Below are 26,707 nucleotides of genomic sequence, written 5' to 3'. Positions count from 1 at the left end.
TTCAATAGATGCCGGAGGCGGCCGCCTGTTGTGCCGCCTCCCGGGCAAGCGCGGCTTCCTGGCGGCGGCGCTTGCGCTCGCGCACTAGTGTGTAAAGCCCGGTGGCGATGATGATCGCGGCGCCGACAAGCGTGTAGGTATCGGGGTATTCGTAAAACACGATGGCGCCGACAATGGTGGAAAACACCAGTCGCGAATAGCGAAACGGCGTGACGACGGCAATCTCGCCGACGCGCGTGGCTTCGGTCAGGGTCCAGTAGGCAACGCTGCCGATCAACAGCGCGCCAAGCAGGAACAGTGATTCATTGCCGGTCGGCATTTTGGCCCCACCGCTGTACACGCTCATGATCAGGCCAATGATTCCAACAGCTGAAAATCCCCAGACGGCTAGTTGCAGCGAGGAAATCGATTTCGGCACCTTGCGGCTCGCCAGGTCCCTGATCGACAGGCCGATAACACCCATAACCGCCCACATCACGTTGGGATCAAACCCGCTCAACCCGGGTCGAATCACCAGCACGACCCCGAAAAAACCGACCAAAATCGCCGTCCAGCGCCGCCAGCCCACAGCTTCGCGCAGCACCAGCGCCGCTCCCATGGTCACGAACAGTGGCGTTGCCTGCAGGATCGTGGTGGCTGTGGCCAACGGAATCAGCGCCAGCGACATCACGAAGCCGACCGATCCGACCATCTCTGACAGGTTGCGGATCAGCACCGCGGGATGCAGAAAGTCGCGCGAGAACGGGTTGGCGCCGCGTGCACGCGCCAGCACCGCAAAGAAAATGGCGCTCGGAATACCGAGGATGGCAAGGATCTCGCCCACCGGCAGCCCGGCCGAGGCAAGCTTGATGAACATGTCTTCGGCGGCAAAACCAAGCATGCCGAGTACCATCAGCACAATGCCGCGCATGTTGTCCATTTGAGTAAACCCCGGTTGTCGGATTGGATGAAAGTCCCGTCTGACGGGCACCACCGTCCCTACCCGCTTTTGCAAGCAATTGGAATGCTGACAATTTCCGGTGCAGCAAGATTTCAACCCGGCGAGTCCAGGGCAGCCTTTTCCATCGCGCCGTTCACCCGGCCCAGCATGCTGACAAAAAGAGCCTGTTCGGCCATGGGCAAACCATCAAGCAGCACCTGGTCGGCTGCGCGTGCTGCCTGCCGCGCCGGTTCTATGCGTTCGCGGGCCCGCTCGGTCAGCCGGATCAGCTGCGCGCGGCCGTCATCAGGGTGTGGCTTGCGCTCGATCAGTCCGTCGCGCTCCATTCGCGACAGCGTGTTGGCCATGGTCGCCTGTTCGACGGCCAGAACACCGGCAAGAGCGCGCTGGGTTTGTTCGCCGTGCAGATCAAGCGCCGCCAGCGCCTGGAACTGGGCCGGCGACAACCCCAGCGGCTGTAGCCGTGTTTTCAGGCAAGCATTGTGAATCCGCGCCAGATGCGCAGCCATTTGTCCGACAGATTCTCCAGCATCAACCATTTTGTGGCAACTCCATTAGTGTGCTATGCATATTTACATAGCGTGCTATTCTTGGCAATGGTGCCCCCCTTCCCTCTGCTGGTCCGGCGGAACGGTTTTCACGGAATGGCTTCTGGCGTCGCGGCACGATGGCCTGTAAGGCCAATCCCTGTTACCGCCGCAGATCCGCGCGTGCCCGAAGTCGGCCGTCGCATATTGTTGGGAGCCCACTCGCCGATGCCGGATCTGGCCGCCTATACAAGCCTGTTTCTCGCCTCGCTTCTTGCCGCCACGCTGGTTCCGGCACAGTCGGAAAGCGTGCTTGCCGGCCTGATCCTTGCTGGCGGTCAACCGGTGACAGCGCTGGTAGCTGTCGCCAGTCTTGGCAATATATTGGGATCTGTTCTCAACTGGCTGATTGGCCGCGGCGTCGAGCGGTATCGGGACAAGAGATGGTTTCCCGCCAGCCACGCACAGTTGCAGCGCGCGCAGACGCAGTACCAGCGATTTGGCTACTGGTCGCTCTTGCTGGCCTGGGTTCCGATCATCGGCGACCCGCTGACCTTGGTGGCGGGCATCATGCGCGAACCGCTATGGCGGTTCCTGCTGCTGGTGTCGATCGGCAAGATCGGGCGCTATGCGGTGCTGGCAGCAGGCATTGACGCAGTGTCATAATACGGCTGGGGTGAAGCAGGGGAATCTGGCAGTATCTCCCCTGCCCGCATCTCCCGCCTGACAGGATGCCGATCATGCTTTCAGCCCTGACCCTCATACTTTGCTGCCAGTTGGCCGGCGAATTGATTACCCGTTTTGCCGGCCTGCCGGTACCCGGTCCGGTAGCCGGCATGGTGATCCTGTTCACGCTGCTTGCCATCAAAGGATCTGTGCCTGACGATATCGGCGCAGTGGCCGATACATTGCTCAGGCATCTGGCGCTGCTTTTCGTGCCGGCCGGTGTTGGCGTGATGGCGCATATGGGCCTGCTCGGGCAGGACTGGCTGCCGATCTCTGTCGCGCTCGTCGGCTCCACACTGGCAACCATCGCGGTAACAGCGCTGGTGATGAACCGGCTTGCCCGCGCCGGCAGTTCCGATAGTGCGGAGGCAGACAATGGGTAAGCTCACCGACGTCTGGGTCTATCTCAGCGCCAGCCCGCTGATGTTCCTCACGCTCACACTGGCGGCATTCCAAGCCGGTACATGGCTCTATGACCGCTCCGGCCACAAACCGTTTCTCAACCCGGTACTCACGGCGGTGATCGTTGTCGTCGGGCTGCTGACACTCAGCGGAACCAGTTACGAGACCTATTTCGAAGGCGCACAGTTTGTGCATTTCCTGCTCGGCCCCGCCACCGTGGCGCTGGCGATCCCGCTTTACCGGCAGTTCGACCGTGTCCGCCGCTCGGCACTGGCCCTGATTACCAGCTTGCTGTGCGGCTCGCTGACGGCGATCGGATCCGCTATCGGCCTCGGCTGGGTGCTTGGCGCCAGCCGCGAGACCCTGCTGTCTCTGGCGCCGAAGTCCGTCACCGCACCTGTGGCGATGGGGATTACCGAGCAACTGGGCGGCCTGCCGTCTCTGACCGCGGTGCTGGTGATCCTGACCGGGATACTGGGCGCCGTCCTCGGCCCACCGCTGCTCAATCTGATCGGCGTCAAGGACTGGCGCGCGCGGGGGCTGGCGCTCGGCACCGCCAGCCACGGCATCGGCACGGCGCGGGCGCTGCAGGTCAATGAGCTGGCCGGTGCCTTCTCAGGCCTCGCCATGGGCCTTAATGCACTGGCAACCGCAATTCTGCTGCCAATCCTGTGGCGGTTGTTTTTCTAAGAGGAACCAGGATGGAACACAGTTTCTGGCATGACCGTTGGGGGACCGGCAGGATCGGTTTTCACGAGGGAGAACCCAACCCGCTGCTGGTCACCCATTTCCCGGATCTTCGGGTCCCGGAAAACGGGCGCGTATTCGTTCCGCTGTGCGGCAAGACGCTCGACATCGGCTGGCTGCTCTCCAAAGGCCACCGCGTTGCCGGCGCGGAACTCAGCGAAGTGGCGATCGAACAATTGTTTAAAGAGCTTGGGGTTGAACCGACAATTTCCGATCTGGGCAAATTGAAGCACTACAGCGCGGACAATATCGACATATTCGCAGGTGATGTTTTCGATCTGACGTCAGCCGTGCTCGGTTCGGTCGATGCCATTTTTGACCGGGCGGCCTTTGTCGCGCTGCCCGAAACGATGCGCGCCCAATACGCTCCCCACATCGCCGGTATTACCGGCAACGCGCCACAGCTGCTTGTCACCTTCGAGTACGATACTTCGCTGCTTGACGGGCCGCCGTTTTCGATCCCGGGCAACGAAGTCATGCAGCGCTACGGTGACCGCCATGACATTTCAATCCTCGCCCAGAATGCCGTGGAGGGAGGATTTAAAGGTGTGAGTGCTGCCGAAATCGTCTGGTTGCTCAGGCCGCTATGAGCGGTACACGGCGTGGGAGACATACTCGATTTACTGAAATGTTGATGCAGGGTCGGCGGCGCTGTGGCCAATTGACCGTTCTCAACCGTCAGGCGGCGGCGCGGTCTCCGGCTTCCGTTCCCGGCGCCAGCCGGACCTCGAGACCATCGAGTTCGGTCGACATCAGCAACTGGCACGACAGCCTTGAATTGTCACGGACATCGAAAGCTTGGTCGAGCATGTCTTCTTCCTCGTCGCGCATCGGATGCAACTGATCGAGCCAATCTTCGGCGACATGTACATGGCAGGTGGCGCAGGCGCAGGCACCGCCGCACTCGGCCTTGATGTCGAGACCCCAGTCGCGAATGATTTCCATGACCCGAAACCCTTCCAGCGCCTCAAGCGTATGGCGGGTTCCGCTCTGGTCGGTGACATGAATATGCATGGATACGTCCCTGATTGGTTCAGCCGTTGAGAATGGCGGTACGCCGCCAGCTGTAACCGCCGGACGGCTTGGCGGCGTCGGCGGAGGGCTGGTAGTGCAGATCGATACCTGGCAGCCTTTGCTGCTTCAATCGTTCGATGGTGGGTTCGTGACTTACCTCGAAACTGTCGATCCCGACCCGGAGCATCAGTGGCACATGGTCGAGCAAGACGGTGCCGATGGCGCGCAGTTCACTCTTGTACTTGAGACGTTCACGCAGCAGCATGGCCTGGGAAAAGGCGCGTCCGTCGCTGAAGACGGGAAAGGTCAGGGCGATGAAGCTGATGCTGTCAACAACCGGCGCCAGTGCGCGCACGTCGTCGGCAGGTTTGACGAGCACGCCAAGGGGAGCGTTGTCACGGGCATGGTTCAACGCCTCGTCGATTGATAGCAATTTGCCGTCGTCCTCGTCGCCGGCGACGGTCCATGGATCATCGTCAACGACGCCGTTTTTGGTCCAGATGATGGTCAAAATATTTCTCCGGTATCAGGCGGCGCGCGCCCGGTCGCCATACAGCGCGGTCTTGAACGGGGCGGCGCCAATGCGGCGGTAGCAGTCGATGAAAGGCTCCGAGGCGGCACTGCGGTTGGCTAGGTAAACCTCGACAATGGTCTCGACGGCGTCGGTGACCTGGTCGGGCTCGAAACCGCGACCGAGGATATCGCCGATCGAGGCGTTCTCGTCCGCCGATCCGCCGAGCGAGATCTGGTAGAGTTCGGCGCCCTTCTTCTCGACCCCGAGAATGCCTATATGGCCAACATGGTGGTGGCCGCAGGCATTGATGCAGCCCGAAATCTTGATCTTCAGATCACCGATCTCGGCCTGTCGCGCCGGGTCGGCAAAGCGGTTGGAGATACCCTGCGCCAGCGGAATTGAACGGGCATTGGCAAGCGCGCAATAGTCGAGACCAGGGCAGGCAATGATGTCGGTGATCAGGCCGACATTGGCCGTCGCCAGACCTTCGGCGAGAAGCGCCCGGTAGACAGGTTCAAGATCGGCCAGGGCGATATGTGGAAGCACCAGGTTCTGCTCGTGGGTGACACGGATTTCATCGTGGCCATACTCTTCGGCAAGGCGCGCAACTGCTTCCATCTGCTCGGCCGTGGCGTCGCCGGGGATGCCGCCGATCGGCTTCAGCGACAACGTCACCATGGCATAATCGGGATGCCGGTGCGGGACAACATTCCGGCCGACCCAATCGGAAAAACCGGGATCGGACTTCTTCCAGGCGGCCAGTTCGCCCCAGCCCTCGGCCCGCGGTGCCAGTTCCGGCGGAGCAAAATAGGCGTTGATCGCGGCAAGCTCCTCGGCGGGCAACTTCAATTCGCCATCCTTGAGATGAGCCCATTCGGCATCGATCTCGGCGCCCAGTTCCTCCACCCCGGTCTCATGCACGAGGATCTTAATGCGGGCCTTGAACTTGTTATCCCGGCGACCGTGCAGATTGTAGACCCGCATGATCGCTGTCACGTAAGACAGAAGATCCGCCTCTGGAACAAAGTCCTTGAATTTCTTGGCTAAAAGCGGTGTACGTCCCTGCCCGCCGCCGATCCATACGGCAAAGCCGAGCTGGCCTTCATCGTTCTTCTTTACCTGCATCCCGATGTCATAGGTCTGGATTGCCGCGCGATCACGCTCGGCCGCGGTCACGGCAATCTTGAACTTCCGCGGCAGATAGCAAAATTCCGGGTGCAGCGTCGACCACTGCCTTAGAATTTCCGCGTAAGACCTTGGATCTGTTACTTCATCTGCCGCTGCGCCTGCAAAATGATCGGCCGTGACATTACGGATGCAGTTGCCCGATGTCTGGATCGAGTGCATCTCGACTTCGGCCAGTTCCTTAAGGATCGCCGGGATGTCGGACAGCTTGGGCCAGTTGTACTGAATGTTCTGGCGGGTGGTGAAATGGCCGTAGCCGCGGTCATAGGTGCGGGCGATATAGGCGAGCTTGCGCAACTGCCGTGGGTGCAGCGTACCGTAGGGAATCGCCACCCGGTGCATGTAGGCATGCAGTTGCAAATAGACACCGTTCATCAGCCGGATCGGTTTGAAGGCATCCTCTGAAATCTCGCCGGCAAGCCGCCGCTCCACTTGGTCGGTGAACTGGCTGACCCGGGCAGCAACAAAGGCGTGGTCGAATTCATCGTAACGATACATGAAACATTATCCTCAAGCGGCCTGGGAAACCCGTCGCGCTGATGCGGGCGCATAATCGATTGTCGGGCCATCAGCGCGGATCCGTTCACGCAACCGGAACGGTCGCGGTCCGGCTTCGGTCTCCTCGATCTCGATGACGGCAACGTCGATGACGCGGTTGTCGGCAAACGCCTGGGCGCCGGCTGCCTCGATCGCATGAACAGCATCGTCGTGACGGGCCAGGAATGCCTCGCGCAGCGACAGCGCCCATTCTCCATCGGCACCGAGCCAGACAGCGACGCCATCGCTCAGGCGGTTTGCGGTGAGAACCTTGGTTGTCATGATGGCCTCCTCAGGCTGCGTGGGTTTGAGGTTGGGCGGCGGGTGACCGCACGTGCTCGTTGATCGGGGTGGAATGTTCGAAATTGGCGCCGGCAACAGCATCGCCGATGATCACCATGACCGGGCCGCTCAGTTCGCTGCGGCCTTCGAGTGCCGGCAGATCGGCGAGCGTGCCATGGAACAGACGGCGCTCGTTGCGCGAGGCGTTTTCAACGATGGCAACCGTCATGTCGGCGGCAAGCCCTGCCTCGATCAACCGCGCGGCGACACTGGCTGCCACCGTGCGCCCCATATACACGCACAGCGTGGCGCCGGAGATGGCGAGCCGCGCCCAGTCGGGCAACGCCGCGCCAGTCAGATCGTGACCAGTGGTGAAGACCAGCGACGAAGCAACGCCACGCAGGGTCAGCGGCAATTCGAAATCAGCAGCGGCGGCAAACGTGGATGTGATGCCAGGCACGACTTCGAACGAAATTTCAGCCGCGCGAAGGGCTGCGATTTCCTCGCCGGCGCGGCCAAAGATCAGCGGGTCGCCGGACTTGAGCCGGACCACGCGCTTGCCTGAGCGCCCAAGCTCAACCAGCAGATCATTGATCTGGTCCTGGCTCCTGGAGTGACAGCCCTTGCGCTTGCCCACCGAGATGCGTTCGGCGTCACGGCGGCCAAGCGCGATGATTGCTTCGGGCACCAGCGCATCGTGAACGATCACATCTGCCTCCATCATCGCTCGCTGGGCGCGCAGGGTCAGCAGATCCTCGGCGCCAGGGCCAGCGCCCACCAGCCAGACATGACCGGGCACATTGTCACCGGCACGCAACATCCGGGTGGCGGCGCGGCGCGCCAACGAGACCTCGCCGCGACCGACATGGGTGGCGACATCGGCTTCGAAAAATCGCCGCCAGAATACCCGCCGGGCGACGCCGCGCGGTACCAGCCGGTCGACGGCAACACGGTAATCGGCAGCCAGCCGCGCCAAGCGACCCAGCGAAGGCGACAACATCTGGTCGACGCGGGCACGGATCATCTGCGCCAGCACCGGGCCGGCGCCTTCGGTGCCAATGGCAATGGCCACAGGTGCACGGTTGACCAGCGCCGGGGTCAGAAAATCGCAATAGTCTGGTTGATCAACTGCGTTGGCCGGGATCCGGCGGACACGTGCGGCGGCAACTATGTCACGGTCGAGCGTGCCATCGCCTGTGGCCGCGAAAACCAGTGTGGCGCCGTCCAACTGTTCGGGCGAATAGGCGGCACGTTGGGGTTTGATCGAAAGCCGCGTAAGATCGGCGCGCAGCTCGGCGTCGGGCGCGTCGGCATAGACACAGATCTCGGCCGAGGTGTTGGCCACAAGCCGGGTCTTGGCGGCAGCTTCAGCGCCGTTGCCAAAGATCGCCACTTTCCGGGCATCAACCCGCATGAAGGCAGGAAATGTCGTCAGTTGCGGCGATTTCGTCGTCATGTCCGGGAAACTCCTGAATTACAGGCATTTTCAAGATAATGACGAAACAAATGAAGGTACAATGATGTGTCGATTTAGCGATCCGGATATTCTTTTACCTCTCAAAGCCGGTTATGGAGAATGGGTAACCGCGATGCCTCAAGATCATGCGGTCAGACATTGAAAATAGTGGAATCCGACATGGAGATCCTTGAAAACGCGGCGCTGGTTCGCCGACTACTTGATGTCATGGAGAACGACATTCTGCCGCTGACCGAAACCGGTGTTGCCGAGGGCAACAAGGTTTTTGGCGGCGCGCTGCTGCGCAAATCCGATTTGTCTCTGGTGATGGCGCAGACCAACAACGAGACCGAAAACCCGCTCTGGCACGGCGAAGTGCATCTGCTCAAATGCTTTTACGAGCACCCGGTTTCAAAACAGGCATCGACCAAGGACATGATTTTCCTGTCGACCCATGAGCCGTGCACCATGTGCATGTCGGCGATTGCCTGGGCCGGGTTCGACAATTTCTTCTATTTCTTCAGCCATGAGGATTCGCGTGATTCATTTGCCATTCCCCATGACCTGAAGATGCTCAAGGAAGTGTTCGGGCTGGAGCCGGGCGGCTACAATCACGACAATGCGTTCTGGAAGAGCCGTGGGCTGTTCGAGATCCTGGCCACCCTGCCCGATGCGCAAGCGCAGCCGCTGCTTGACCAGGCCAAACGCATCCGCGACCGCTATGCGGCGCTGTCGGAGGCCTACCAGTCAAGCAAGGACGATAACGCCATCCCGCTCAACTGAGCAGCCAAACTGTTGTGGACAAGAGCCACGCCCGCGGCTTCACCGTCGCGGGCCTCTGCCGGCTCGGCTATGCTTGAGCGATGAAACCATCCCGCGACATTTCCGGCATCATCGAGATCATGGCGGCACTCCGGCACCCCGAGACCGGTTGCCCCTGGGACATCAAGCAGGATTTCAACTCGATCAAGCCCTACACGATCGAGGAAGCCTACGAGGTGGCCGATGCGATCGAGCGCAACGATCCCGATGACTTGTGCGATGAACTAGGCGATTTGCTGCTGCAGGTGGTGTTTCACGCGCGCATGGCTGAAGAAGCCGGGCAATTTGCTTTTGGCGACGTGGTCGAGGCAATCACCACCAAGATGATCCGCCGACATCCGCATGTGTTCGAACGTTCGGACGCCGACACCGCTGACAAGGTCAAGGTGCAGTGGGACCAGATCAAGGCCGAGGAGAAACGCGAGCGCAGAGAGCGCCGCGCCGCACGGGGACTTGCCGAGAGCGAGACACCCGGGCAACTGACCAGCGTGCCGCGCGCCCTGCCCGCACTTATGGAAGCGCTAAAGCTTCAGCAAGCAGCATCCCAGGTCGGCTTTGATTGGGGTGCTGCGGGGCCGGTGCTCGACAAGATCGAGGAAGAGATTGCTGAATTGCGCGCCGAGATCGCCAGCGGCGAGACGAAGAAAGCGGCGGGTGAACTGGGCGACGTGATCTTTGCCGTCGCCAATCTGGCCCGACACCTCAAGACCGATCCCGAAGACGCGCTGCGGACGACGAACACCAAATTCCGCACCCGCTTTGCCTATGTCGAGGCGGAATTGGCGAAACTGGGCAAGACGCCTGATGACGCTACGCTCGCGGAAATGGAAGCTCTGTGGCAAGAGGCGAAGGGCAACATCTGAATTGCTCGGCGCCGTCGGCCGCGCCGAGAGGCTGCATCCGGGGCCGGCGATCGACTAGGTTGCCAAAGCCTGTTTCTTATCCCCAGCATTGTTCCGAATAGTTGTATCTTGTTTCCATTCTCTACCAGATGGTAGATGTGGGCCAGGTGGAAATTGCGTAGCTTTCAACCGAACCAACTAATAAACAACAACGGGGCGGATAATGGATACGAAATTTACACTGGTTGCGATCGCAGCAATCCCATTGGTTTTAACCGGGTGCAATAAAACGCTAACCGCAATGGATATCGGAGATCTGCTTGCCGCAGACGCGACGGATACAGCGGCCAAACACTTCAATGCGGGAACTTCATTGAAGGCTTCAAAAAAGACGACTGTCACAAAGACGCTCGATTACACTAAGAACACGATCGCCAAGGCTCCGGCGGCCGACTTCTCCGTCACCAAGAACAAGACTGGCGGTGTCGACATGAATGTCAATGGTGAAGTAGTGAGCTTTGCCGCCGCCGACAAGTTCATCGAACCTGACGGTACAACATCCTTTGGCTATGAGAAAAACCCGAACGGTGGCGGCGATTACAAGGGCCTGTTTAGTTGGTCCGGGTCGATTAATGACCTCGAAGCCGGCACCGACACCAACTTCCTGCAGGTATGGAATTATTATTCCGATACAGATGGCATGGGTACGCGCGGATTTGCAGTAGTTGGCGCCGAGACAAAACCAGACACCATCAAAGCGCTTCCGAATGCAACTTATACGGGCTATGCGCTAGCGGAAACCGCTCTGGCCAATGACCGAAAGACACGAACCCGAGTTCGAGGGGACCTGGCGCTCAATGCAGATTTTGCGGCTGGCAACGTCAACGGAACAATTTCCAACCTTATGAGCGAAGTAAGAAACGGTGCGAATAATGGCTGGGATCCGCGGACGCCGCAGAACGGCCAGATAGCGATGGGCACGAGCAGCATAAACGCCAATGGATTTACCGGAGGAACGGTGTCGGGCGATGCGGCTTTCAACACGGCAATCGACGGTGATATCGCTGGTTCCACTTACTCGGGACGATTCTACGGACCCAATGCGGAAGATGTAGGCGGCGTTTTGGATATAACAGGAACCAGCGACGGAGATGTCATTCTTGGAAATGGATTTTTTGCTGGCGGCAAAAATTAATTCTTGATCCTAATCAGCAACTCACCGCCGTGCAAAATTTATACGACGGTGAGGCTGCACGCTCAAGCTGGCAATAATCATGTCCTGTATTTCCGCGTGTTGTCGCTTGTTCGTGCTCGGTGTCTGCATCACCGCACTGGGCATTTTTCAGGCCGTGGCTGTAGCTGCTCCGGCTCAACAGCCGAATGCTATAATAGGTCTCCTTGAGGCAGGAGAGTATGATGCGGCGCGAGATGAGCTGCGCAGATTTCTTGCCGGTCGCAAGGATACGTCGCTTCATATTGCTCATCTCGAAGGACTGATTGCGCGCCATAAGGGAGAAGATGCAAAGGCGGTGGAAATATTCCGCTTTATCCTCTCGCGCCAACCAAATTTCACACCGTCGCGGATAGAATTAGCGAAAACATTGGCATCAGAAGGCCATTTCGACTCTGCGTCGTATCAACTCAGAATAATCGAACTGAGCTCAGACGATCCTGAAGTGCGACGTCAGGCCACGTCATTTGGCTCCGCCATAAGAGATCAGAAACCCCTATCGTTCTCCGGATATTTCAGCATTTTGCCGTCCACAAACGTCAACCGGGGGACAGGAAACAAAACCATAACGATTGGCGGAGCCAAGTTCGTCATCAATGACGAAGGCCGCCAACAAAGCGGCGTTGGCGTTGCGGCCGGAGGCTCGTTTCGTCGCGGTTTCGCCCTTGGGGACCAGCGCCAAATTTTGTGGAGTGGCGCAGTTGATACGAAGAAATACCAAGACCGCCAGTTCGACGAAACCACCCTTTCAACGAGCGTTGCAATCGCGCAAAAATTGCGCGGTTTCAATGCAGAGATTGGGCTGACTGCAGATCATCAATGGCGAGGATGGCAGCCCTATATGCTCCGTTACGGCGTGTTCGCAAACACCGCCTACAAACTTATGCCACTCAACACCTTGTCTTTCGGTGGTTCGCTCCGGCGGCAAGAGTATGATGACAGATTCGCTTATCGAGACGGTTGGATAGCCAGGGGTTCCATCGCATTTCACCACGCATACACCCCTACTCTCTCCATGATGCTGTCGGCTAATGTGACAGCAGAACGTACAACTCTAAACCATCTGGACCATAATGATCTGCAGGGCCAATTTCAGATCAACAAGAATTGGGCAGGTGGTTTGATGACGAATTTCTTTGCCAAGGCTGAAACACACCATTATCTCGGCCCATTTCCCGGCACGACGATCACGCGAAATGACACGCTCTGGTCACTGGGGATGACCGCCTCTCACCGCGATTTTTCCTACCATGGCTTCCGCCCTGAAATCTCTTACCAATACACAAAACAAATTTCGAACATAAGTTTTTACGATTATGACACCCACGACATTGGAATTTATCTTACCAGAAACTTCTAGTTACCATTAGTATTTATGGTTTTTTGCACTCACATACTGAATCATTCCTTATCGTTATTTATTTTTTCTCACAGTTTATTACAATACAGCGAAGCAAAGAGTTGCTGCTGGAGGTACGAAGAAAACCCACCATGAGCGAATTGTTAGTCGACGCCATATACGAGGCATCGGTCATTACAAAAAACTGGCCGGCAATTCTGTGTCGTCTGGCGAACCTCATCGGTGGCTCTCATGGCGTCTTGGTTTCCACAACTGGCACAAAATTCGACTGGGTAGCATCATCAGAAGCCTATAGTGAGATAGTGAAACACAACTACAGGCACCCGGAGGGGCCAAACCGCACAAGGATGCTACTTGAGAAAAAACATTCCGGTTTTTTGACGGAATCAGACATTTGGACAGATGCAGAACTTTCGCAAAGCAGCCTGTATCAAGATTTTCTGTACCCAAGAAGCCTGGGAAGATCCGCAGCAACCGCCATTTTCACGCCGAATGGGGATTCCTTTATCCTGCATACGGATAGTCCTCCATCATTGGGGCCTATAACCCCTGAGCAAATTGCGGTTCTCGACGAGTATCGGCCACATCTTGCCCGCGCGGTTCTACTCTCCGCGCGTTTGGGCTTTGAACGGGCTGTAGCCGCGGCAAATGCATTGGACTGCGCATTCCGGAGTATCCGGCCGGCCATTCCGATAACATCCGGCCACCTAAACCGGGGTATCCGGCCACCCTTATATAGCGGCTGCGAGGCCTGATGATTTGGTTATCAGGATTGGATGCTTTCGTCACCTGTTCCGAGTTTGGTTTTCCTCATGCTCTGGCCGTCGAGTTCGACGCGATAGGCGTTGTGTACGAGGCGATCGAGAATGGCATCGGCGAAGGTGGGTTCCCCGATCACGTCATGCCAGGTGTCGATGGGCAATTGGCTTGTGATCAAGGTTGATCCAACCTCGTATCTGTCCTCGACTATTTCCATAAGGTCACGACGCTGACTGGCATTGAGGCGATCCGGTCCCCAGTCGTCCAGGATTAGCAGTTGAGTTTTGGTAAGGGCCTTGAACAGACGCGGAAAGCGTCCGTCACCATGGGCCAGTTCCAATTCATCAAAGAGACGTGGCATGCGCTTGTACAGCACAGTGATACCGTCTCGGCAGGCGGCTTGCGCCAGAGCGCAGGCCAACCATGTTTTGCCAACGCCGCAGGGGCCAGTGATCATCAGGTTGCGCTTGTCCTTGATCCAGCGCCCGGTCAGCATCTGCTGGAACATGGCTTTGTCGAGGCCGCGCCGCGACTTGTAATCCACGTCCTCCGGCGAGGCACCGACGTGGCGCAGTTTTGCTGTACGCATGCGGCTTTCAAATCGCCTCGTCTCACGACTGGCGGTCTCTCGATCAATGAGCAGCCCAAGCCATTCAGCGTGGCTAAGCCCGGCTGTGCCGTCCTGTTTTTGCATCTCGGCAAAGGCTTCTGCCATGCCGTCGAGCCTGAGTGTTTTGAGCTGATCCAGCGTTGGGTGATCAAGCATTCTCTATCCTCTTCAATGGAAGTAATCCGCACCACGGATATTGGGGTGAGTGATCGCAGGGCCGTCCGTGGTGGGTTCGCGGCGCTGACGGTCCAAACCATTCTTCAGAATGGAATGCAGGGATGTGTAGGAGTGGGCGTTGATCTCAAGCGCACGCAAACAGGCGGCATCCAGGCGCTCCCGCCCGAAGGTCTTGGCCAGCCGTAAAACACCGAGGCACGTTCTGTATCCTTGTTCGGGATGTTTGCGCTGGCGCATGATCACATCGACAAAGACCTCAACATTTGGGCCGATGCGCACAGCTTGCCCGCGGATACGCTGTGGCGTCCAATCCTCGCGGAAGCGATGATGGGCGGGCATGTGATCGCGGATCGTGGAGTGCTGGCGATTGCCCGAGGTTCTGGCGTGAGAGGCAACGCGTTGCCCATTAAAGTATACCTCTACGGTGCGTGCGGTGATCCTTGCCCATAGTTTTTGCTTCAGCAACTGATGCGGCACCGAGTAATAATGGCGGCCAATATCGACATGGTAATCGAGGCCCGCGCGGCACTGCTTCCATTCGGCATAAACATAGGCCTCCATAGACAAGGGCTTCAGAGCGGGCCGATCCAGGCGTTCAAACAGATCGCGGCGGCTTGCACCAAGATGGCGACTGACTTTGCCGTTGAGCTGATCCAGCAATGGCCGGATGGCAGCGTTCACCTCATCAAGGCCAAAAAAGTGCTGGTTGCGCAGCCGCGCCAAAATCCAGCGCTCGGCCAGCAAAACAGCGCCTTCCACCTTTGCCTTGTCTTTCGGCTTTCCAGGCCGCGCCGGAACGATGGCGGTATCGTAATGTGCCGCCATATCACCATAGGTGCGATTGATCTCAGGATCATAAAAACAGGCCTTGGTGACGCCTGCCTTGAGATTGTCTGGAACCAGCTGCGCAGGCACGCCACCGAAGAACTCAAAGGCACGCACATGGCTGGATACCCAGTCCGGCAGGCCCTGTGTCCAGCTGGCTTCGACATAGGTGTAATTGGACGCTCCCAGCGTCGCGACAAAGATTTGTGCGGTGCGCACCTCTCCCGTTTTGGGGCAGACAACATCAACTGTCGGGCCCGCGTAATCGACAAACAGCCGCTCGCCTGCAGGATGACGCTGACGCATCACCGGAGACAGCTTGCCTTCCCAGCGGGTGTAGAGCTCACAGTATCGGCTATAGCCGTATCCATCGTGATGAACCCCGCGATACTCCTCCCACAGCAGCGACAGCGTCACGCCCTTGCGCCGCAACTCGGCATGCACATGCGCCCAGACAGGCTGAGGAACCGCGCGACGGACATCGCCGGGGCAAACGGGAAACAGGCGGTTCTCAAGGTCGGCGTCCGACAGATCAGCAGACAGAGGCCAGCTCAAACCTTCCAGATCAGCGCGCCGAAAATATTCCGAAATCGTCGCACGGGCCACGCACAGGCTTTGCGCCACCTGGCGGCCTGAAAATCCATCCGCCCGAAGCCGCAGGGCTTCCCTTATCTTCCGCATAGGCAATCTCTTCATAAAGGGCTCTCTCCATCCAAAGGAACGGAACAGTAGCCCTGTTACAGATCGCCTCGCAGCAGCCTAAACTGGGTTGAAATGGGGGTGGCCGGATGCCCCGGAATCCCCGGCCGGATCAAATCGGAATGGGTGGCCGGATGCTATCGGAATCAGTGGCCGGATCGTCCCGGAATACGCAGTGGACGAAGTAGGTCTGGCCGCAGCACTCCTTGGAGTCCGGGGCAAGACCATCTACGCTAATGATCACATGGCCTCATTGATCCCGGCAGTGGTACAGGACCGGCACGATAGATTTACGATTATCGACAAGAGGGCCGATAGTTTGCTTTCGGGATTGCTTGCAGAAATTTCCAGTACTGGTTCACTAACCAGAATCGGATCCATTCCGATTGAAGCTGCCTCTGACCAACCACCGTCAGTTCTTCACCTGATCCCAGTTCGTGGAGTGGTCAGAGATATATTCTCTACAGCAAAACTGATTGCTGTCATTACACCACTGATGCAAAAAATCATGCCGGATGCGAGTATTCTACAAGGATTGTTTGATTTGACGCCCTCTGAAGCTAAAGTTGCTAAAGGGCTTGGCGATGGAATGACTATAGACCAAATTTCACAAATCATGAATATAAAGTCTTCCACTTGTCGATTCTACATGAAGAGGGTGATCACCAAGACCGGAACGGGACGTCAGGCCGTGCTGGCAGGTTTACTTCAAAATATAGCACCACCTTTTCGCTGATGCTCAACAGCAACACAGTATTATTTGTATCTTTACGCACGGCGCCATAACGGATGAATTCACGCAGGCAGTGTTCGCTCCGACGAACCCATCTCACCGCGGGTTACATCAGTCATCCCAATCGTCGGCGGGCTTCGGGCCCAAGCCCAGTTGCCGGTCGAGATCGAGGCTGTCGGCAGCCGTGAATTCGGCGGTGACCTCAACCGAGCCGTCTTCGTGATCGATCCGGTCCTTGACCCTGCCCCGGTCATAAATCCAGGACATCACCTGCAATTGCTGGGTACCGAGCCGCACCGTTCGGGTGACAAGTTCACCTGAAATGCGCGATTCGACCGCAGTCAGCAGCGTGTCGACGCCCTCGCCTTTCAAGGCCGAGACCACGATCGCCTCGCCGGAAGCCGCGCGGGTGCGGAGCGCGTCCGCGGCATCGTCGTCGAGCAGATCCACCTTGTTCCAGACTTCCAGCATCTGGCCGGGCTTTTCCTCGCCGACACCAAGACTTTTCAGGATCGCCTCGACATCCGTGGCCTGGGAATTGCGGTCGGGATCGGACATGTCGCGCACATGCAGGATCAGGTCAGCTTCCACAACCTCTTCGAGCGTAGCGCGGAAAGCTGCGACCAGATGCGTCGGCAGATTGGAAATGAAGCCCACCGTGTCCGACAGGATCACCGTGGCGCCATGCGGCAGCTTCATCCGGCGCAGCGTCGGATCGAGCGTGGCAAACAGCATGTCTTCGGCCAGCACCTCTGCACCGGTCAGCCGGTTGAACAGGGTCGATTTGCCGGCATTAGTGTAGCCGACAAGGGCCACGATCGGATGCGGCACCTTCTTGCGCTTGGCGCGGTGCAACTGCCGTGTGCGGCGCACCTGTTCGAGCTCTCGCTCAAGCTTGATGATGCGCTCCTGCAGCAGGCGCCTATCGGCCTCGATCTGAGTTTCTCCGGGGCCACCCATGAAGCCGCCGCCGCCACGCTGACGTTCAAGGTGGGTCCAGCTGCGGACCAGCCGGCCTTTTTGGTAATTGAGATGGGCGAGTTCGACCTGCAACACGCCTTCCTTGGTGGAGGCACGGCGACCGAAGATTTCCAGGATCAGGCCGGTACGGTCGATCACCTTGACCGCCCATTCCTTCTCCAGATTGCGCTGCTGTACCGGCGTCAGCGGATGATCGACGATGACCAGTTGCGAATCGGTCGAATCGATCAGCGCCTTCATCTCGAGCATCTTGCCCTTGCCGAACAAGGTAGAAGGCCGAGGATCGGATATCGGCACGATCAGCGCTTCGGCAACCTCGAGCTCGATGGCGCCAGCCAGGCCGACCGCTTCGCCCAGTCGGTGGCTGTCCGGTCGCTTGGCGACATTGCCACCATCGGGGCCGCTGCCGGGCGCAGCATTGCGCGTGCGCAAGGTCGGGATGAGCACGATCGCGCGGGTGACGATGGACTTGCTGTCCGCGTCGTGGAAATTTCCGGAACTATCAACAGTTTCTATGTGCGTTTTCCCGTCAGGCGCCTTCAGCGGCGTCCTCGTTCTCGAACATCTGCACAGGCTGGCTGGGCATGATGGTGGAGATTGCGTGTTTATAGACAAGCTGCGAGTGGCCATCGCGGCGCAACAGCACGCAGAAATTGTCAAATGACGTCACCACGCCGGTCAGCTTCACCCCGTTGATCAAAAAGATCGTCAGGGAAATCTTCTGCTTCCGAACCGTGTTGAGAAATAGATCCTGCAGGTTTTGTGAACGCTCCGCCATTGCGCCTTATATCCGTCTTTTTATTGCCCGCGCTACGCAGGTCATTACCGCACCCGTTCAGATCCCGTTCGTAACGCTCGTATTCTGACTGAAAACGGAGCCAGCTGTAAAGCCTGCAGTTACGTCAAGCTCCGAACAATTTTACTCCCTGAGACATACAAATTATATTGTTTGCCGCTGACAGAAATTCGCTCGTTCGAATGTATCGCACCAGATCATTGTTGCGGGTGTTTGTAAACACTTGATTTGTCCCGCAGCGGCTGCGCAATCGCGGCGCTCGGCATCAATTTACCAGTCGACCGGGAGTAGAAAATTCGCGTCAAAATATTGATTTGGTACACATAATCATGACCGCAAACAAATTCAAACGGGTCGCCGCGAACTATCGGGTCATCCAGTAGCGCAGGTTCAAGACCGCAAATATGACCATCACCTCAAGCCGCCCCATGGTCATGACGACAATCCCGATGATCTTGGCCGAGGCCGGCATGGCAATCAGTTGAGGCCAGGCCGGATTGGCTGGATCGGTGGTAAACACCGGCGGGATCAGGGCTTCATAGACCGGCCCGGCATTGGCGAAGAAGGCAATCGCCATGGCGATGCCGGCTTCGAAATCCGTCGCCGCAAGCGTCAACGCCATCGCCGCGGCGGCAATAACCAGCAAGGACAGGACAAAATAGGTCCAGATCGCCCGCATGCTTGGCTCGTCGATACGGTGTGTCCCAAAACGCAGGCTGGAGACGCTGCTGGGATAGATCAGCCGGTTGAGTTCGCGTGCGGAATGAATCGCCATGGCCGAAATCCGGTAAACCTTGAAGCCGCCGGTGGTCGAATAGATTCCACCGCCTACAAGCACGATCAGAAGCACGATGATTTCAGGCCAGAGCGCAAGCACGCCTGGCCTGCTTTCAATTCCGCTGGTGGCGATCAGCGAGGTTGCCGCAAGCAGGCTTTCGGCAAACACCGGTCCCAATTCAGCCCCGCCCGAGACTGCTGACAGCCGTGCGGCAAACAGCACTGCGAACACCAGAATTGCCGAGCCGATGATGATCGCTTCTGGATTGGCAGCAATGAAGTGTTTGGGTGTACGCAACAAACGCCGCCGCCAGAACACGCTCACCGTCCCGACAGCCAGCCCAACCGCAAGCACGATCTGCGCCATCGGGCCAGCATGTTGCTCAAGCGCGCCGTCAAATGGCAGGAACCCGCCGGTGGCAATCGCCACCATCGACATCATTGCTGCAAACGGCCCCGCCACGCCCGCCAGCATCAGCGCGATGAAAACGATAAGCGTCATCAGAAGATATTGCCAGAATACGTCGCGGAAACCGGCAAGATCGATGGTCATGTCGCTGGAATGCCCGGTAACAACGCGTCGATCACCGGCAGGCAACCCGCCAAATCCGCCGGGCGCCAGTACGTGAATGATCGATACCAGCGCCAGAAAGCCGCCATACCACTCCACCGAGGCCCGCCAGAACAGGATCGCCCGCGGTGCGGTCTCACGCGTCAATAACGTCGAGCCGGACGTGGTCAGCGCCGACACCGCCTCGAACCAGGCGTCGATCCAGGACAGCCCGGCCAGTGTCTTGAACGAGATCGCCGCGACGATTGGCAACAAGAACCAGACCGCAACCAGCGCAAGATAACCCGATGAACGGCCGAGCCGCCTTGGAAACCCGGCAATCGAGCCGAGCACCATCAGCGCAGCAAACACACCCAGCGAACTGACCAGCAGCATCGAAAACGCGAGATCGCGCATGCCATCGGCGATCGCAAACAGCACCGCCGGCGCCATCATGGCGAACAGGCCGCCGACAGAGACCGCCAGCACGTGAAGGATGCCGAGCATGGAGCTAGAAGAATTCGAGGCTGACGCGGAACATCTGTTCCACATGGCGCACCGAATCCAGCGCCGCGAACATCACCACCCGGTCCTTGGCCTTGATCTTCTGTGATCCGTCGGGCCTGATCACCTGCTTGTCGCGATAGATCGCGCCGATACGCACGCCATCGGGCAGATCCAGATTGCGCAGCGGCTTGCCGACCAGCGGCGAGGTCTCCAGCGCTTCGGCCTCGATCACTTCAGCCGAGCCCTTTTGCACCGAATAGACCGCCCGAATGCGACCGCGGCGAACATGCTGCAGGATCTTCGAAATCGTCACCGCGCGTGGATTGATATGGGCATCGATGCCCAGCGTCTTGGTAAACCCCTGAAACGAGGGATTGTTGATCAAGGCCAGATTGGCCTTGCAACCCAGTCGCTTGGCCATCACCGAGGACAGGATGTTGACCTGGTCGTCATTGGTCAGCGCCACCATCAGATCGGCGTTCTGAATGTCTGCCTCGACGAGGATGTTCTGATCAAGTGACGAGCCGTTGAGCACGACGGTGCGCGAGAGCGAATCGGCAATCGAAACGGCGCGGGCGCGGTCGGCCTCGATGATCTTGACCTTGGTCTTGGGCTGTCGTTCCTCGATTGCGGCGGCGACGTAATAGCCGATATTGCCGCCGCCGGAGATGACGATGCGGCCGGCCTCCTGCTCCTCATGCCCGAACAGGCCAAGCGTGCGGCGAACGTGCTCACGGTCACAGACCACATAGGCCAGATCACCGGTTTCCAGCTGATCGGTGGAGTGCGGCACAAACAGCTTGTCATGGCGCCAGACGCCCACCACGGTGGCAATCAGATCGGGAAATAGTTCGCTGAGTTGCAACAGCGGCGTATTGACCACCGGGCAATCTTCAAGACACTCGATCGCCACCATCGCCACCTTGTCGTCGGCAAAGCGCACCGCGTCGGTGGCGCCGGGCAGCGCGATCCGGCGCAACACCATCTGGCCGACTTCGACTTCCGGCGAAATGATCACGTCGATGGGCATGTGATCGCGGGAAAACAGATCTGACCAGTGCGACTTGAGATAGGACTGGGCGCGGATGCGGGCAATCTTTGTCGGCACATTAAACAGCGAATGCGCAACCTGGCAGGCCACCATGTTGATCTCGTCATAAAGCGTGACGGCGATGATCATGTCGGCCTGATCGGCGCCGGCCTGGGCCAGCACGTCTGGATGGGCGCCGTGGCCGACATAGCTTCGCACATCCAGCGTGTCGCGGATCGCCTGGACCAGCGTCGCCGACGTATCAATCACCGATACGTCGTTATCCTCGGCGGCCAGACGTTCGGCGATTCCGTAACCCACTCGTCCCGCACCGCAAATGATGACCTTCATTGCCGTCTCCCTGCACGCTCTCTCATGCGTTTGTCACACATGCCGGCAGCAGCCAGCAAGCGCCGCTTATACGCCAAGCGATTTCAATTTGCGATGCAGCGCGGAGCGTTCCATGCCGACAAATTCCGCGGTGCGCGAGATGTTGCCGCCAAAGCGGTTGATCTGGGCAATCAGATAGTCGCGCTCGAACAATTCCCGCGCCTCACGCAACGGCAGCGTCATGATGTGGTTTGATCCCGCAGCCGAGGTCTTGGGCAACATGTCGGAGACATCGTCGGGCAGCATATCGGCGGTGATAACTGTATCTGGACCATCAGAGCGGGCCAAGATCATCAGCCGTTCCATATAGTTGCGCAATTGGCGAATATTGCCGGGCCAGGTGTGGGCCTGGATCACCGCCAACGCATCCTCGCCGATGCGGCGGTTTCTGATGCCTGCCTGTTCGGAAACCTGGCGCATGAATATGTCGACCAGGAACGGAATATCCTCACGCCGTTCGCTGAGCGAGGGTACCCGCAACGGCACCACAGCGAGCCGGTGGTAGAGATCTTCACGAAACTCGCCGTCGGCAATCAGCTGTTCGAGATTGCGCGCGGTCGAGGAGATGATTCTGACGTCTACCTTGACCCGCTTGGTGCCGCCGACGCGCTCGAATTGCTGGTCGACCAGCACCCGCAGGATCTTGTTCTGGGTGCCGCGCGGCATGTCGGCGACCTCATCGAGATAGAGAATGCCGCCATGGGCTTCCTCAAGCGCGCCCACCTTGCGCTCGTGGCTGGCAGCACTTTCGGTGCCAAACAGCGCCACCTCCATTCGCTCGGGCGTAATCGCCGCCGCATTGAGGACCACAAAGGGTCCGCCTGCACGGCTCGACTTCTTGTGCAGAAGCCGCGCCACCAATTCCTTGCCCGAACCGGAGGGCCCGAGAATCATCACCCGGCTGTTGGTCGGCGCAATCTTGTCGATGGTCTGCTTGAGCTGCGAGACCGCGACCGAGGTGCCGATCAGTTCGAGCTGATCGCCCGAGCGGCGCTTGAGTTCGGTAACTTCGCGTTTGAGCTTCGAGGTTTCCAGCGCCCGCGCTGCAACCAGCAAAAGTCGATCTGCCTTGAAGGGCTTTTCGATGAAATCATAGGCGCCGCGCTGGATCGCCGAGACCGCAGTTTCGATGTTGCCGTGCCCAGAGATCATCACCACCGGCAGGTCGGGGTAGCGCGCCTTGATCTCGTCGAGCAGCGCCAGACCGTCAAGCCGGCTGCCCTGCAGCCAGATATCGAGAAAGATCAAGCGCGGCACCCGATCCGATATCGCCGCAAGCGCGGAATCGCTGTCGCCGGCGGTGCGGGTTTCATGGCCCTCATCGTCGAGGATGCCCGAAACGATGTCACGAATGTCGGCTTCGTCATCAACGACGAGAATGTCAGACGCCATCTGCCGGTTCCTTTGGTTGTTCTTGTTTGTCGGCTTGCATCGATCCTTCATCGTGTGGGATCGGTTCCACCGGAAGTCGAACGGTAATCATCGCTCCCCTACCACCATCAAATTCGGGTGGCGCGTCACCCAGCTGAATCGTGCCCCCATGATCGTCGATAATCTTCTTGACGATGGCGAGACCAAGGCCGGTGCCTTTTTCGCGCATTGTCATGTATGGCTCGAGCAACCGGTGACGGTTGTCGCCGGGCAAACCCCGGCCGTTGTCGATGATGTCGACAACGTAATTCTGCCCGTCAGTGGAAACCCCGGCGCGGACAATGACCGTTTTGCCATTTCGTTCCGCATCGGACGGTACGGCATCGATCGCCTCGGTGGCATTCTTGATCAAATTGCCAAAGGCCTGCCCCAACATACGTGCATCGAACTCCCCTTCCAACGGGGTTTCGGGGAAATCGCGAATAAATTCAATGTCATTACGGCCTACTTCGCGCAGGAAGGCGGCGTCCTTGAGGATGTCGCGCAGATCGGTGCGGGCTTTGGCCGGCTTGGGCATGCGGGCAAAGGAGGAGAATTCGTCGACCATTCGGCCGATGTCCTCGACCTGACGGACAATGGTATCGGTACACTGATCGAACACCGCGCGGTCGTCATCGGGGATCTGCTTGCCATAGCGGCGGCGAATCCGCTCGGCTGACAGCTGGATTGGCGTCAGCGGGTTCTTGATCTCGTGGGCGATCCGGCGGGCGACATCTGCCCAGGCGGTCGAACGCTGGGCGATCAGCAGATCGGTGATGTCGTCGAGTGTGACGACAAAAGATTCTAGCCGGTCATGGGATTCTTCCCGGGTCACCTTGACGTTGAGGGTCCGTTCCATGCCGCCACGATTGAGTGTGATCTGGGCGCGAGCGTCGGTCCGCGGTCGCATCGCCGCTTCGGCCAGCACGGTTTCAAATTCCGGGGCCAGTTCAAAAAACGATTGGCCAATGATCTCGGCACCGCCGTCGCCAAGAATCTGCCGGGCCGAACGGTTGGCAATGGTCACTGCACCCCGGTGATCGATACCGACCACACCGGCGGAAACACCTGACAGCACGGCCTCAGTGAAGCGGCGGCGATTGTCGATCTGGTCCTTGGCAGACAGAATTTCATCGCGCTGGGTTCTGATCTGGACGATCATGTTGTTGAAGGTCTGCGCCAATGACCCGACATCGCCGTCCGAGGCGTGCACAGGCACCGACACATCGAGATTACCGCTGGCGACATCATCCGAGGCGCCGATCAATATTCGAATCGGCCGCACCAGCCGGTCGGCCACGGCAATCGCGGTCCAGATTGCCGCCAGCAGCACGATCAGCGCAAAGCCGAGATAGAGAATCCCGAAGGCCAGTTGCAGCGAAGTGCGTCCCTGCTCCAACGTTCGGTATTCCTGTGTCGCCTCCTCCATCAACCGGGTCGAGCGCATGACTTCCGGATCGACCGCTCGCACGGTGTAAAGCAGCGCGCCGCTGATCTGCTGCAGCGGCATCAACGCGCCGACCAGATTGGTAACGCCAGGCGGAATCAGCGTCGGCTTGCCCGTGGTTGCATCCTTGAGCGCCTGCTCGGGAATCGCAGGCAACGGCCGCTCGGTGCGAATGTCGGCCTGGAGAATGACGCTGCCGTCGGGACGCACCACGAACGCGCCAAGTAGTCCCCTGCCAATCGCCTGGCGGGTGACGAACTGGGTAAAACCGATCCTGTCCAGCGTGTAGAGCGAGCGCGCATTGTCCAGGTCATTGGCCATGGAAACCGTTTGACCCTGCAAAAATCGCGCGTTCTCAAGCACATAGGCTTCAGCCACTGAAAGCGACGAATTGACGATGGATTTTGTTCGCAGCGAAAACCAGCGATCCAGGCCGACGTCGAGCGTGATCGAGGCGACGACAGCGACCAGAATTGCCGGCAAGATCGCAACAATGGAGAACAACGCCACAATGCGGATATGCAGCTTCGCCGCCGCCTTGCCGCGCCGCCGCGCCTTGAGCAGCATGCGGATTTCCAGAAACACCAGAATGACCAGGCCGATAACGAAGACCAGGTTGATCACAACCGCGCCCAGAACAACCCGGTCAACTGGCTCGATCGGCGTTAGTCCCAACAGGATGGCGAAGGTGACCAGCGCGCTTAAAAACGCCGTGGCGACAAGCACCACGCCCGGCGTGGTAAACAGGTTGCGGCGATGCAAGCCACGGTCACCTGCGCCAGGACCATCGGCATTTTCGCGGTGCAGATCGACGAGTGGAGAAACCGTATCGATTACCATCTGCCGCCTGCCGCTCCATTTTCTGGCTGCCATCGTTGCGAACAAGCAACAGATTGTGGCGAAAATGCAACTTTGCCCCACGGTCTGTCAAGCCGACACAGCACCGCGTGCGGTGCCGAAGAAACTCGCAGGACCTTCAGGCCGGACGCGGCAGACGATAGACGGTAACTCCGAGCTCGCGGATTTTCTTGCGCAACGTGTTGCGGTTGAGGCCGAGCAGGTCGGCCGCCTTGATCTGGTTGCCGCGGGTTGCTGTCAACGCCGCCAGTATCAGCGGATATTCTACTTCCTCGAGCACCCGGTGATAGAGCCCCGGGGGCGGCAAATCCTCCCCGAATCCGGCGAAGTAGCGGCGCATGTTTTCCTCCACCGCCTGGGCAATGCTGGCCTGACCGTTCGAAACAGTTCCCTGTGGCGAGGGTGTTTCGGGAGATTCAATGCGTAATTCGTTGTCGATGATCTCGCTGGTGATGACATCCTGGGGATAGAGCGCCATCACTCTGCGCACGACGTTTTCGAGTTCGCGCACATTACCCGGCCAGGGATAGGCCTTGAGCAGGTCCAGCGCATCGCCATCAAAACGCTTGGCGTCCAGACCTTCCTGCTCGGCATGGCGCACGAAGTGGCGCACAAGATCCGGCACGTCCTCGGCACGGTCGCGCAAGGCCGGCAATCGCAACGGCACCACGTTGAGCCGGTAAAACAGATCTTCGCGAAACAAGCCCTGATTGATCAGGATCTTGAGATCCTTGTTGGTCGCGGCAACGATTCGCACATCAGTCTTGATCGGCGTACGACCGCCCACGGTGGTGTATTCGCCCTGTTGGAGCACCCGGAGCAAGCGGGTCTGGGCGTCCATCGGCATGTCGCCAATCTCGTCGAGAAAAAGGGTCCCGCCTTCGGCCTGCTCAAACCTGCCGGTCGAGCGGCTCTGGGCGCCGGTAAACGCGCCCTTTTCGTGGCCAAACAATTCCGATTCAATCAGATCTCGCGGGATCGCCGCCATATTGATGGCGACGAACGGGCCGTTGCGGCGCTTGCCGTAATCATGCAGCGCACGGGCAACCAGTTCCTTGCCGGTTCCGGATTCACCGGTGATCATCAGCGTCAGATCGGTTTGCATCAACCGGGCCAGCACCCGGTAGATGTCCTGCATCGCGGTTGACCGCCCCACCAGTGGCATGCCTTCGGTGCTTTCCTCAGGCTGGATTGTCAGCTTGCGTGGCTCTGAGAGGGCGCGACCGATGGTGCCGATCATCTCAGTGAGATCGAACGGCTTGGGCAGGTAATCATAGGCGCCGCATTCAGATGCCTTGATGGCCGTCATGAAGGTGTTCTGGGCGCTCATCACCAGCACCGGGAGATCGGGCCGGGCGCGGCGGATCCGGGGCAGCAGATCAAAGGCATTTTCATCGGGCATTACCACATCGGTGATGACCAGATCGCCCTCGCCTGCGGAAATCCAGCGCCAGAGAGTTGCCGCGTTGGAAGTAATGCGAACTTCGTAACCGGCCCTGCTCAGCGCCTGGTTCAGCACTGTGCGGATGGCAGCGTCGTCATCGGCGACGAGTATGGTTGCCTTGCTCATGAG

The 26,707-nt window shown here is 58.8% G+C and carries 26 protein-coding genes; 10 read left to right on the top strand and 16 right to left on the bottom strand.

The features are described 5' to 3' along the window. Position 1 precedes the first annotated feature (1 nt). Together OEG84_RS03435 and OEG84_RS03430 are read right to left on the bottom strand one after the other, a co-directional pair. Positions 2–919: a DMT family transporter gene (locus OEG84_RS03435; RefSeq protein WP_267652440.1), complete on the bottom strand. Its 918-nt coding sequence runs from the start codon at positions 917–919 to the stop codon at positions 2–4. Positions 920–1,032: 113 nt separating this feature from the next. Then, positions 1,033–1,479, bottom strand: a complete 447-nt coding sequence (locus OEG84_RS03430) for a MarR family winged helix-turn-helix transcriptional regulator (RefSeq protein WP_267652439.1) — start codon at positions 1,477–1,479, stop codon at positions 1,033–1,035. 216 nt (positions 1,480–1,695) lie between these two features. Here OEG84_RS03430 and OEG84_RS03425 point away from each other — a divergent pair, with 216 nt between their 5' ends. The 4 genes from OEG84_RS03425 (at position 1,696) to tmpT (ending at position 3,932) form a co-directional block, all read left to right on the top strand. After that, positions 1,696–2,133: a YqaA family protein gene (locus OEG84_RS03425; RefSeq protein WP_267652438.1), complete on the top strand. Its 438-nt coding sequence runs from the start codon at positions 1,696–1,698 to the stop codon at positions 2,131–2,133. Positions 2,134–2,207: 74 nt separating this feature from the next. Beyond that, positions 2,208–2,576, top strand: coding sequence for a CidA/LrgA family protein (locus OEG84_RS03420; RefSeq protein WP_267652437.1), 369 nt, complete (start codon positions 2,208–2,210; stop codon positions 2,574–2,576). Continuing rightward, positions 2,569–3,285 carry an LrgB family protein gene (locus OEG84_RS03415; protein WP_267652436.1) on the top strand — a complete coding sequence of 239 codons (717 nt, stop codon included), beginning with the start codon at positions 2,569–2,571 and terminating at the stop codon, positions 3,283–3,285. The genes OEG84_RS03420 and OEG84_RS03415 overlap by 8 nt, the downstream gene beginning before the upstream one ends. An 11-nt stretch (positions 3,286–3,296) precedes the next feature. Next, complete coding sequence (gene tmpT, locus OEG84_RS03410) at positions 3,297–3,932, top strand: thiopurine S-methyltransferase (RefSeq protein WP_267652435.1); 636 nt, start codon at positions 3,297–3,299, stop codon at positions 3,930–3,932. An 88-nt stretch (positions 3,933–4,020) separates the two neighbouring features. Here tmpT and OEG84_RS03405 read toward each other — a convergent pair whose 3' ends face one another. From OEG84_RS03405 to cysG, 5 genes are read right to left on the bottom strand one after another with little or no spacing between them, the layout of a single operon-like run. Next, the gene (locus OEG84_RS03405) at positions 4,021–4,356 is read right to left on the bottom strand and encodes a 2Fe-2S iron-sulfur cluster-binding protein (RefSeq protein ID WP_267652434.1); all 336 of its coding nucleotides are present in this window, start codon (positions 4,354–4,356) and stop codon (positions 4,021–4,023) included. Positions 4,357–4,375: 19 nt separating this feature from the next. After that, positions 4,376–4,867, bottom strand: a complete 492-nt coding sequence (locus tag OEG84_RS03400; protein ID WP_267652433.1) for a DUF934 domain-containing protein — start codon at positions 4,865–4,867, stop codon at positions 4,376–4,378. Positions 4,868–4,882: 15 nt separating this feature from the next. Then, positions 4,883–6,553 (bottom strand): nitrite/sulfite reductase, encoded by a 1,671-nt coding sequence (locus OEG84_RS03395; RefSeq protein ID WP_267652432.1) that lies wholly within the window; start codon positions 6,551–6,553, stop codon positions 4,883–4,885. A gap of 12 nt (positions 6,554–6,565) precedes the next feature. Then, the gene (locus OEG84_RS03390; protein WP_267652431.1) at positions 6,566–6,874 is read right to left on the bottom strand and encodes a DUF2849 domain-containing protein; all 309 of its coding nucleotides are present in this window, start codon (positions 6,872–6,874) and stop codon (positions 6,566–6,568) included. 10 nt (positions 6,875–6,884) lie between these two features. After that, positions 6,885–8,330 (bottom strand): siroheme synthase CysG, encoded by a 1,446-nt coding sequence (cysG, locus tag OEG84_RS03385; RefSeq protein WP_267652430.1) that lies wholly within the window; start codon positions 8,328–8,330, stop codon positions 6,885–6,887. Between the two features lie 180 nt (positions 8,331–8,510). On the opposite strand from cysG, the gene OEG84_RS03380 reads away from it, so the two are divergent. The 5 genes from OEG84_RS03380 to OEG84_RS03360 all read left to right on the top strand — a co-directional run bounded on the left by OEG84_RS03380 (position 8,511) and on the right by OEG84_RS03360 (position 13,340). Next, the gene (locus OEG84_RS03380) at positions 8,511–9,113 is read left to right on the top strand and encodes a nucleoside deaminase (protein ID WP_267652429.1); all 603 of its coding nucleotides are present in this window, start codon (positions 8,511–8,513) and stop codon (positions 9,111–9,113) included. Between the two features lie 80 nt (positions 9,114–9,193). Then, on the top strand, positions 9,194–10,015 hold the full coding sequence (mazG, locus tag OEG84_RS03375; RefSeq protein WP_267652428.1) for a nucleoside triphosphate pyrophosphohydrolase: 822 nt from the start codon (positions 9,194–9,196) through the stop codon (positions 10,013–10,015). Between the two features lie 202 nt (positions 10,016–10,217). Continuing rightward, positions 10,218–11,189 (top strand): transferrin-binding protein-like solute binding protein, encoded by a 972-nt coding sequence (locus tag OEG84_RS03370; protein WP_267652427.1) that lies wholly within the window; start codon positions 10,218–10,220, stop codon positions 11,187–11,189. 79 nt (positions 11,190–11,268) lie between these two features. Then, positions 11,269–12,585: a surface lipoprotein assembly modifier gene (locus OEG84_RS03365; protein WP_267652426.1), complete on the top strand. Its 1,317-nt coding sequence runs from the start codon at positions 11,269–11,271 to the stop codon at positions 12,583–12,585. A 131-nt stretch (positions 12,586–12,716) separates the two neighbouring features. Further along, entirely contained in the window at positions 12,717–13,340 is a 624-nt protein-coding gene (locus tag OEG84_RS03360; RefSeq protein ID WP_267652425.1) for a type 1 periplasmic-binding domain-containing protein, read from the top strand. Positions 13,341–13,351: 11 nt separating this feature from the next. On the opposite strand, the gene istB is transcribed toward OEG84_RS03360, so the two are convergent. Both istB and istA read right to left on the bottom strand, forming a co-directional pair. Then, a complete protein-coding gene (gene istB / locus OEG84_RS03355; protein WP_267652424.1) occupies positions 13,352–14,110 on the bottom strand; it encodes an IS21-like element helper ATPase IstB in 759 nt (252 codons plus the stop codon). Between the two features lie 12 nt (positions 14,111–14,122). After that, positions 14,123–15,652 (bottom strand): IS21 family transposase, encoded by a 1,530-nt coding sequence (istA, locus tag OEG84_RS03350; RefSeq protein ID WP_267652423.1) that lies wholly within the window; start codon positions 15,650–15,652, stop codon positions 14,123–14,125. A gap of 178 nt (positions 15,653–15,830) precedes the next feature. Between istA and OEG84_RS03345 the strand changes: the two genes are divergently transcribed. After that, a complete protein-coding gene (locus OEG84_RS03345; protein ID WP_267652422.1) occupies positions 15,831–16,391 on the top strand; it encodes a helix-turn-helix transcriptional regulator in 561 nt (186 codons plus the stop codon). 108 nt (positions 16,392–16,499) lie between these two features. Here OEG84_RS03345 and hflX read toward each other — a convergent pair whose 3' ends face one another. The 7 genes from hflX to ntrC all read right to left on the bottom strand — a co-directional run bounded on the left by hflX (position 16,500) and on the right by ntrC (position 26,704). After that, complete coding sequence (hflX, locus tag OEG84_RS03340; protein WP_267656070.1) at positions 16,500–17,885, bottom strand: GTPase HflX; 1,386 nt, start codon at positions 17,883–17,885, stop codon at positions 16,500–16,502. A 13-nt stretch (positions 17,886–17,898) separates the two neighbouring features. Further along, positions 17,899–18,147: an RNA chaperone Hfq gene (gene hfq / locus OEG84_RS03335; protein ID WP_267652421.1), complete on the bottom strand. Its 249-nt coding sequence runs from the start codon at positions 18,145–18,147 to the stop codon at positions 17,899–17,901. Between the two features lie 382 nt (positions 18,148–18,529). Then, a complete protein-coding gene (locus tag OEG84_RS03330) occupies positions 18,530–19,999 on the bottom strand; it encodes a potassium transporter TrkG (RefSeq protein ID WP_267652420.1) in 1,470 nt (489 codons plus the stop codon). A 4-nt stretch (positions 20,000–20,003) separates the two neighbouring features. Continuing rightward, positions 20,004–21,380, bottom strand: coding sequence for a Trk system potassium transporter TrkA (trkA, locus tag OEG84_RS03325; protein WP_267652419.1), 1,377 nt, complete (start codon positions 21,378–21,380; stop codon positions 20,004–20,006). Positions 21,381–21,446: 66 nt separating this feature from the next. Continuing rightward, on the bottom strand, positions 21,447–22,811 hold the full coding sequence (gene ntrX / locus OEG84_RS03320) for a nitrogen assimilation response regulator NtrX (protein ID WP_267652418.1): 1,365 nt from the start codon (positions 22,809–22,811) through the stop codon (positions 21,447–21,449). After that, positions 22,801–25,149, bottom strand: a complete 2,349-nt coding sequence (locus OEG84_RS03315) for a sensor histidine kinase NtrY-like (RefSeq protein ID WP_324288167.1) — start codon at positions 25,147–25,149, stop codon at positions 22,801–22,803. The genes ntrX and OEG84_RS03315 overlap by 11 nt, the downstream gene beginning before the upstream one ends. Before the next feature lie 103 nt (positions 25,150–25,252). Continuing rightward, positions 25,253–26,704, bottom strand: a complete 1,452-nt coding sequence (gene ntrC / locus OEG84_RS03310; RefSeq protein ID WP_267652417.1) for a nitrogen regulation protein NR(I) — start codon at positions 26,702–26,704, stop codon at positions 25,253–25,255. Between the last annotated feature and the right edge of the window lie 3 nt (positions 26,705–26,707).

Origin of the sequence: Hoeflea algicola (genome assembly GCF_026619415.1) — a bacterium.
GTDB lineage: Bacteria > Pseudomonadota > Alphaproteobacteria > Rhizobiales > Rhizobiaceae > Hoeflea > Hoeflea algicola.
The sequence above is the reverse complement of the archived record's forward strand: the minus strand, read 5'-3'. Positions and strand labels throughout refer to the sequence as shown.